A 2,799-nucleotide genomic window follows, 5' to 3' on the forward strand; every position below is an offset into this window, starting at 1 on the left:
ATTTCGCCAATACGGACAAATCATGCAAGATATTTGAGTCTTGAGGCACGATAGCAAAAGGTCGTCTGAAACCTAAATTGGTTTGCCGTTGTGCTTTTTCGGTGACAGTGCAGTGAAGGGACAGATATTGGATTGGGTATCGTTCGTCTTGGGTCAGTTGCGTGTGACTCATATGGAAAGTTGCACTTCAAATCCGAATCCGCCGTCGTCTGAAAACGGATAGGGAGCGCACCCCAAAACTGAAAGGCTTTGATTTAAAGTTAATCCACTATACTTAATCTTTAGCCCATAAACCCGCTTGGTGGCTTATGGGCTATAAACGATCAAATCTTATAAACAAGCCATTTCGTTTGCCATTTGCTGTTCTAAGGTTTCGCGTCGGCGGATAAGCCGGTATTCGCTGCCGTCCACCAAGACTTCCGCCGCCCGGTTGCGTGTGTTGTAATTGCTTGCCATGCTGGCACCGTATGCACCTGCGCTGCGGATAACCAGCAAATCGCCTTCTTCGCAGGCAAGGGTGCGGTCTTTGCCGAGGAAGTCGCCGGTTTCGCAAATTGGGCCGACGATGTCGGCGGTCAGCGGCGGGATATTTTTTGGTTCTACCGCTTCGATGTGGTGGTAAGCATCATATAGGGCGGGGCGCATGAGGTCGTTCATGGCGGCATCGACCATGACGAAGTTTTTCTCTTCGCCGTGTTTGACGAACTCGACGCGCGCCAGCAGCGAACCTGCGTTGCCGACCAGGCTGCGGCCGGGTTCGAGGATGAGTTTCAGACGACGTGTACCGATCAGTTTTTGAACCGCTTGGGCATACGCGCCCAAATCGGGGACGGTTTCGTCTCGATAAACGATGCCGACGCCGCCGCCTAAGTCTAAATGTTCTAAAACGATGCCTTCGGCGGCAAGTGCGTCAACCAAAATCAAAATGCGCTCGCAGGCTTCGATAAGCGGGCTGAGGTCGGTCAGTTGCGAACCGATGTGGCAGTCAATGCCGATGATTTTGAGGTGGCTTTGGCGGGCGGCGTGGCGGTAGGCTTCGAGCGCGTCAGCGTAGGCGATGCCGAATTTGTTGGCTTTCAGGCCTGTGGAGATGTAGGGATGGGTTTTGGCATCGACATCGGGGTTGACGCGCAGGGAGACGGGGGCGGTTTTGCCCAAGCGTTCGGCAACCTTTTGAATGCGGTCGATTTCGGGGATGCTTTCCATATTGAAGCATTTCACGCCTGCATGCAGCGCGAACTCGATTTCCGCCTCGCTTTTGCCCACGCCTGAAAAGATGGTTTTCGCCGCGTCGCCGCCCGCCGCCAAAACGCGCGCCAATTCGCCGCCGGAGACGATGTCGAAACCGCTGCCCAACGAGGCGAAGTGCTTGATGATGCTCAGATTGCCGTTTGCCTTGACGGCGTAGCAGACGAGCGGGGAAAGCGCGGCAAACGCGGTTTGGTAGTTTTCAAATGCTTCGGTCAGCGCGGATTGGCTGTACACATAAAGCGGCGTGCCGAATTCTTCGGCAAGGCGGGAGTAAGGGACTTGTTCGCAATGCAGGGTCATGTTGGTAAGGTTTAATCGTTGGTTTGATTGGTAGGTTCTTTGGAAGAATGGATTTTCAGGCCGGTTTGGACCACGCCGAAACGCGCCTTGTCGCCTTCTTTGGGCAGGTAAAGGTCGCCTTTGTAACCGCAGGCTGAAAGCAGGAGGGCGGTTGCCGCCGCAAAAAATACGCCGTATTTCATCGGTAAACTTCCTTCATAAGCGCGAATGTGGCAAGATTCGGTATCTTAAACAAAAAACACACAAAAAGCCATGATGACCGAAAGCGAATTCATCCGCATGAGCGAAGAATTGTTCGAACACATCGAAGACCAAATCGACGAAAACGGCTGGGATTTCGACTGCCAGTTTGCCGGAAACGTCCTGACCATCGAAGCGGAGGACGGCACGCAAATCATCGTCAACCGCCACACGCCCAATCAGGAATTGTGGATTGCCGCAAAAAGCGGCGGCTACCATTTCGCAGAGCAAAACGGCAAATGGCTGGCAACGCGCGACGGACGGGATTTCTACGATGTTTTGAACGAAGCACTGAGCGCGGCTTCGGGCGAAGCGGTAAAGATTGACGAATTGTGATCGGACTCAGAAGCCCATCTCACACCCAAAATATTTACTCAAAAGGATAATCCAATGCCCCTGTTAGACAGTTTTAAAGTCGACCACACCCGTATGCACGCCCCTGCCGTGCGTGTGGCGAAAACCATGACCACGCCCAAAGGCGACACCATTACCGTATTCGACCTGCGCTTTTGCGTTCCCAACAAAGAAATCCTGTCCGAAAAAGGCATCCACACGCTGGAGCATTTGTTCGCAGGCTTTATGCGCGACCACTTGAACGGCAACGGTGTCGAAATCATCGATATTTCCCCGATGGGCTGCCGCACCGGTTTCTACATGAGCCTTATCGGCACGCCCGATGAGCAGCAGGTCGCCGACGCATGGCTCGCTTCAATGCAGGATGTGGTCAATGTCAAAGACCAAAGCAAAATCCCCGAGTTGAACGAATACCAATGTGGCACCTATCTGATGCACTCGCTTGCCGAAGCGCAGGAAATCGCGCAAAACGTCCTGACGCGCAAAGTGGCGGTGAATAAAAACGAAGAGCTGACGCTGGATGAAAGTTTGCTGAACGTTTAAACGATATGCTTGAAAAAAGGTCGTCTGAAAACGGGAAACCGAGTTTCAGACGACCTTTTGTTTGAATAGAAAAGATGGACAAAGTATAGTGGATTAACTTTAAACCAGTAC

4 protein-coding genes are annotated in these 2,799 nt (G+C 52.5%); 2 read left to right on the forward strand and 2 right to left on the reverse strand.

All coding sequences use genetic code 11. The features are described 5' to 3' along the window. Positions 1 to 330: 330 nt before the first annotated feature. A complete protein-coding gene (lysA, locus tag HMPREF2726_RS08655) occupies positions 331 to 1,551 on the reverse strand; it encodes a diaminopimelate decarboxylase (RefSeq protein ID WP_009312523.1) in 1,221 nt (406 codons plus the stop codon). A gap of 11 nt (positions 1,552 to 1,562) precedes the next feature. After that, positions 1,563 to 1,733, reverse strand: a complete 171-nt coding sequence (locus tag HMPREF2726_RS08660) for an LPS translocon maturation chaperone LptM (protein WP_003755649.1) — start codon at positions 1,731 to 1,733, stop codon at positions 1,563 to 1,565. Between the two features lie 70 nt (positions 1,734 to 1,803). Here HMPREF2726_RS08660 and cyaY point away from each other — a divergent pair, with 70 nt between their 5' ends. Continuing rightward, positions 1,804 to 2,127, forward strand: a complete 324-nt coding sequence (cyaY, locus tag HMPREF2726_RS08665; RefSeq protein ID WP_009312522.1) for an iron donor protein CyaY — start codon at positions 1,804 to 1,806, stop codon at positions 2,125 to 2,127. A 54-nt stretch (positions 2,128 to 2,181) separates the two neighbouring features. Beyond that, positions 2,182 to 2,688 carry an S-ribosylhomocysteine lyase gene (gene luxS, locus HMPREF2726_RS08670; protein WP_009312521.1) on the forward strand — a complete coding sequence of 169 codons (507 nt, stop codon included), beginning with the start codon at positions 2,182 to 2,184 and terminating at the stop codon, positions 2,686 to 2,688. Positions 2,689 to 2,799 lie beyond the last annotated feature (111 nt).

Source organism: Neisseria sp. HMSC074B07 (genome assembly GCF_001810355.1).
GTDB lineage: Bacteria > Pseudomonadota > Gammaproteobacteria > Burkholderiales > Neisseriaceae > Neisseria.

Excerpts from the sequence above, each read along its gene's own strand:
- lysA (WP_009312523.1), bottom strand. The coding sequence starts at position 1,551 with ATGACCCTGCATTGCGAACAAGTCCCTTACTCCCGCCTTGCCGAAGAA.
- HMPREF2726_RS08660 (WP_003755649.1), bottom strand. The coding sequence starts at position 1,733 with ATGAAATACGGCGTATTTTTTGCGGCGGCAACCGCCCTCCTGCTTTCA.
- cyaY (WP_009312522.1), top strand. The coding sequence starts at position 1,804 with ATGATGACCGAAAGCGAATTCATCCGCATGAGCGAAGAATTGTTCGAA.
- luxS (WP_009312521.1), top strand. The coding sequence starts at position 2,182 with ATGCCCCTGTTAGACAGTTTTAAAGTCGACCACACCCGTATGCACGCC.